The organism is Nitratidesulfovibrio liaohensis (assembly GCF_011682075.1).
GTDB classification, from domain to species: Bacteria; Desulfobacterota; Desulfovibrionia; order Desulfovibrionales; family Desulfovibrionaceae; genus Cupidesulfovibrio; species Cupidesulfovibrio liaohensis.
Map to the genome: position 1 here is coordinate 1 of NZ_VSMK01000218.1, position 4,338 is coordinate 4,338.

The 4,338-nt window shown below is 67.3% G+C and carries 5 protein-coding genes and 1 pseudogene; all 6 read left to right on the forward strand.

Annotated features, from left to right (window positions below; all coding sequences use genetic code 11):
* Positions 1-392, forward strand: a pseudogene (locus tag FVW27_RS08415) (FlgO family outer membrane protein); the annotation flags it as partial.
* Positions 393-869: 477 nt separating this feature from the next.
* Entirely contained in the window at positions 870-1,007 is a 138-nt protein-coding gene (rpmH, locus tag FVW27_RS08420) for a 50S ribosomal protein L34 (RefSeq protein WP_007522780.1), read from the forward strand.
* Positions 995-1,537 (forward strand): ribonuclease P protein component, encoded by a 543-nt coding sequence (rnpA, locus tag FVW27_RS08425; RefSeq protein ID WP_167124296.1) that lies wholly within the window; start codon positions 995-997, stop codon positions 1,535-1,537. Before rpmH ends, rnpA begins: the two co-directional genes overlap by 13 nt.
* On the forward strand, positions 1,534-1,851 hold the full coding sequence (gene yidD / locus FVW27_RS08430) for a membrane protein insertion efficiency factor YidD (protein WP_167124292.1): 318 nt from the start codon (positions 1,534-1,536) through the stop codon (positions 1,849-1,851). The genes rnpA and yidD overlap by 4 nt, the downstream gene beginning before the upstream one ends.
* Positions 1,841-3,451: a membrane protein insertase YidC gene (gene yidC / locus FVW27_RS08435; protein ID WP_167124294.1), complete on the forward strand. Its 1,611-nt coding sequence runs from the start codon at positions 1,841-1,843 to the stop codon at positions 3,449-3,451. The genes yidD and yidC overlap by 11 nt, the downstream gene beginning before the upstream one ends.
* Before the next feature lie 155 nt (positions 3,452-3,606).
* Positions 3,607-4,338 (forward strand): Jag N-terminal domain-containing protein (locus tag FVW27_RS20915; protein WP_243838302.1); only part of this gene is annotated, 732 nt, incomplete at its 3' end.

Below are 4,338 nucleotides of genomic sequence, written 5' to 3' on the forward strand. Positions count from 1 at the left end.
CGGTGGCCATGGCGCCGCAGGCGGCGGCAGCGGTGCCCGCCGCGACTGGTGCGGCCATCACGCCGACCACATCGGGACAATCGGGCGGTCGCCCGGTTTACCCCACGCCGGTGGCCGTGCCTTCTTCGGCTTCGGGGGCGCCCACGGACCCGGCAGCCATGCCGTTGCTCAAGGATTTTCCGCCCATCGGGTCCAAGTCTTCCGCCACGGCGGGCAAGCCCGTGGCCAAAAAGGCTGCCCCGGTCAAAAAGCAGGCGGCCAAGAAGCCCAGCGCCCAGAAGCAGCCCGCCAAGACCCCGGCCAAGAAGGCTGACGGCAAGCCGGTGGCGAAACCGGCGTCCAAGGCAACCCCCACGCCGCCGGCAAAGGAATCCACCAAGTCGGCCGTCTAGGCGGCTCTTGTCCGGCCCTGTCCACACGCCCCGGTCGGGGCAGGATTCTTCAGGTGCCCTGTCGCGGACGGCGGGGATTTGCGACGGAACGTCCGGAATGTTCACGAAGGCCCGGCGGCGCCCTCTTTCAGGTGCGCCGCCGGGTCTTTCGCGCGGTTCGCTGCCCCGTCCCATGGGGTCGAAGGGCGGGGAGGCGAGCGGGAAAGGGCGGGGCACCGTCCGTCGGGACGGACGCCACGTCGATTTCACTTGAATTCCAAGCTCGAAGGGCCTATGTCTGCGGTGCCGGAAGCGGGTCTTGCCTGACCCGGTCCTACCCGGTTCGGCTCGGCCTGTTCCTGTCTGGTCCGAACAGCCGTTCCGATCCGGCATCCCTTGGCCGCATGCGGCCCCGTGCCCGCAACGGCAGCCTGCGCTTGACGCGGGGCTGCATACCGGGTAAACAGGTCCGTTCATATTTTTTGAAGGAGAAATTCCATGTCGAAGAGAACCTACCAGCCCAGCAAGATCCGCCGCAAGCGTACCTGCGGCTTCCGCGTCCGCATGAGCACCGCCAACGGCCGCGCCGTCATTCGTCGTCGTCGCGCCAAGGGGCGCAAGAGATTAGCTCTCTAGTCTTCCCCCGGCAAAACCGGCTTGTCCGCAGGTCCGACTATACGGTCTGCTACGACAAGGGACGCCGTCTCTTTACCAAGCATTTCGTCCTGTTCGTCCTATTCGACCTGGACCGCACGGCCAGCCCGGAAGGGTGGCGCCTGGGGCTGGCCGTTACCAGGAAGACGGGGTCGGCCGTGCGGCGTAACCGCGTCAAGCGGGTGCTGCGCGAGTTTTTCCGACTCCACCGCGCCTTGATGCCCGATGACGTGGACGTCATCGTGGTGCCCAAGCGCCACCTCAAGCCCGAGCGGGTCACACTCGCCCTCGTCATTCAGGAACTCCTGCCCCTGCTGCCGGAACTTCGCGCCCACAGCGGCGCGGACGACCGCACCGGCGCCCCCAGGCCGGAGGCAGCCGTGGCGGATGGTTCCGGACCGGTGCCCTCCGGACCAGAAGCGGCCACGCCGCGCACGGCCCCATCAGGCATCGACCCCACCGACGAGGTCCGGCCGAACTCGGCCCGCGAGGCGGAAACCGGAGCGCAATGAGCACCTTACCGCGCGAACTGGTCGTGTGGCCCATCCGCTGCTACCAGCGCTTCATCTCGCCCTGCTTTCCGCCCGCCTGCCGGTACGTGCCGACCTGTTCCGCCTATGCCGCCGAGGCCGTGCTGACGCACGGTGTCGTGCGCGGCCTGCTGCTGGCCTGCCGGCGGTTGCTGCGTTGCCACCCGTGGTGCGCAGGCGGGTATGATCCCGTGCCCCCGCCCCGGCATTCCGGAAGCGCCACCCCCGGCGCTTCCGCCACTGCAACAGCCAGACATGCAACAGCACAGGAGCTGTCGATCTCCCATGGAAAGTAAGCGCGCCATCATCGCCATCGCCTTGAGCTTCGTGGTCCTCGTGGGCTGGAGCTACCTTGCCGATCACATGGGCTGGAACGGTCAGCCCGCTCCCCAGACCCAGCAGGAACAGGCCGCGCCGCAGGCGGCATCGCAGGCTGCCTCGCAGGCCGCCGCGCCTGCTCCCCGCGCCGAAACCCCCGTCTTCCTGCCGTCCGCCGGGCGCGAGGTGACGGTGACCACGCCGCTGTACAAGGCCGTGTTGCATTCCGGCGGCGGCGTGCTGAAGCATTTCAGCCTTGCCCGCTACCGGACGGCCATCACCGCCGGTGCCCCGGCCGTGGACCTGGTGGACACCGCCGCCACGGTCATGTCGCCCCTGGGCCTGCTGATCAACGGGCAGCCCTCGTGGAGCACAGGCCAGTGGTCCTTCGACGGCGGCGACCTGTCGCTGGCCGCGGGGCAGTCCGGCGTGCTGACCTTCACCGGCGAGGTGGACGGCGTGCGCGTGGTGCGTGAACTGACCTTCAACGCCGATACCTACCTGATTTCCGAAAAGGTGCGCCTGGCCCCTCTGGCCGACGCGCGTACCGTGCGCCTGGGCTTTACCGTGGGCACGGGCAACCTGTCGCCCAACGGCGGCCAGTACGACCACACCCGCGTGGCCTGGCTGCACGACGGTTCGTTCAGCGAAAAGACCAGCGCCTCCGACCTCGAAAAGGGCGTGCTTGAAACCGGCACCCTGAGCTGGGGCGCGGTGATGAGCAACTACTTCCTGGTGGCGGCGGCCCCGGCCGACACCACCGGCGTGACCATGAAGGGCAAGCTGCAGGAAGGCGTGTACCGCGTGGCCATGGAACGCGGCGACGTGTCCATTCCCGCCGGTGGCGAAACCACCGCCGCGTGCAGCTACTGGATCGGGCCCAAGGAACGCGGGCTGCTGAAGGAAGCGCCCAACCAGCTGTCCGAGGCCATCAACCTTGGCTGGTTCAGCATCATCGCCCGTCCGCTGGTGGACCTGCTGGTGTTCTTCGACAAGTATGTGGGCAACTACGGTGTGGCCATCATCCTGCTTACCGTGCTCATCAAGCTGGTGTTCTGGCCGCTTTCGCACAAGAGCTACAAGTCCATGGAGCAGATGAAGAAGCTTCAGCCCATGCTCCAGAAGCTGCGCGAAAAGCACGGCGACGACCGCGAGAAGATGAACGAAGAAATGATGCGCCTGTACAAGACCTACAAGGTCAACCCGGCGGGCGGCTGCCTGCCCATGGTGGTGCAGATTCCCGTCTTCTTCGGTCTGTACCAGGCGCTGCTGAACGCCATCGAACTGCGCCACGCCTCGTTCATCACGCATCTGCCGTTCACCGACATGGTCTGGCTGGCCGACCTTTCGGCCAAGGACCCCTATTACATCACCCCCATCATCATGGGCGCCACCATGCTGTTGCAGCAGAAGCTGACGCCCGCTCCCGGCGACCCGACCCAGGCCAAGATCATGATGTTCATGCCCGTGGTGTTCACCTTCATGTTCCTGAGCTTCCCGTCGGGCCTCGTGGTGTACTGGCTGTGCAACAACGTGCTGTCCATCGCGCAGCAGTGGTGGATGCTCCGCAAGGCATAGGAAGCCCCTTTCGTTTCCCCTCCGTCCGCCCCGTGCGGGCGGAGGGGAGACCATGTGCAGGGCACGCGTTCGCATGACGGGCGCATGACCCCGTGACGGGCCAACCGTCCGCAAGGCAGCTTCCGCCCCCCTCCCTCCCACTTCGAGGTGACAGCATGGATGGATACAAGGAGTTTCAGGGGAAAAGCCTCGACGATGCCATTCGCGAGGCCTGCTCCTACTTCGACGCCCCTCGCGAGAAGCTCGAGATAGACATCGTCCAGGATGCCAAATCCGGCATCTTCGGCATCGTGGGTGCGCGCAAGGCCAAAATCCGCGCGCGCCGCGCCCAGATAGGACAGATAGGCCGTCTGGCCCCGTCTGCGCAGTCTGCGCAAACCGCCCAATCCGGCGTATCGCCCCGGCAGGAATCGGCAGCGGAACCCCCTGCTTTGGCAGACACCGCAGACGCCTCTGCTTCCGCTGATACCGCTGGCGCACCTTCCGCCATGCGGCCCCGTGGCGAAGGGGGCGCAGCCGCCGCAGAGACGACGGGGGCGGACGCCACCGAGTCGCGTGCCACCCGTGCCCCCCGCCCGCGCGAAGATCGTCCCCGAGACGAGCACCCACGCCGTGAACACGGCGATGCCGCCCCGGCCAAGGCCGAGCCCACTGTCGGAGTTGATGCCGGTAACGACGCCGAATCCGGCGATGAAGACGACGAGCGCAGGCCGGATGGCGATCGCAACGGCCGTCGCCGCCGCCGTGGTGGCCGTGGTCGGCGCGAGCGTGATGGTGAAGCCCGCGGTGACAATGGAGACCGGGGTGACAGGCCCGGCCAGCCCCGCGAAGACGACGGCGAGACCGCCGGTGGCGCCGCCTCCGGCGAATCACGTCCCGGCGGCAGG

Excerpts from the sequence above, each read along its gene's own strand:
- rpmH (WP_007522780.1), top strand. The coding sequence starts at position 870 with ATGTCGAAGAGAACCTACCAGCCCAGCAAGATCCGCCGCAAGCGTACC.
- yidC (WP_167124294.1), top strand. The coding sequence starts at position 1,841 with ATGGAAAGTAAGCGCGCCATCATCGCCATCGCCTTGAGCTTCGTGGTC.
- yidD (WP_167124292.1), top strand. The coding sequence starts at position 1,534 with ATGAGCACCTTACCGCGCGAACTGGTCGTGTGGCCCATCCGCTGCTAC.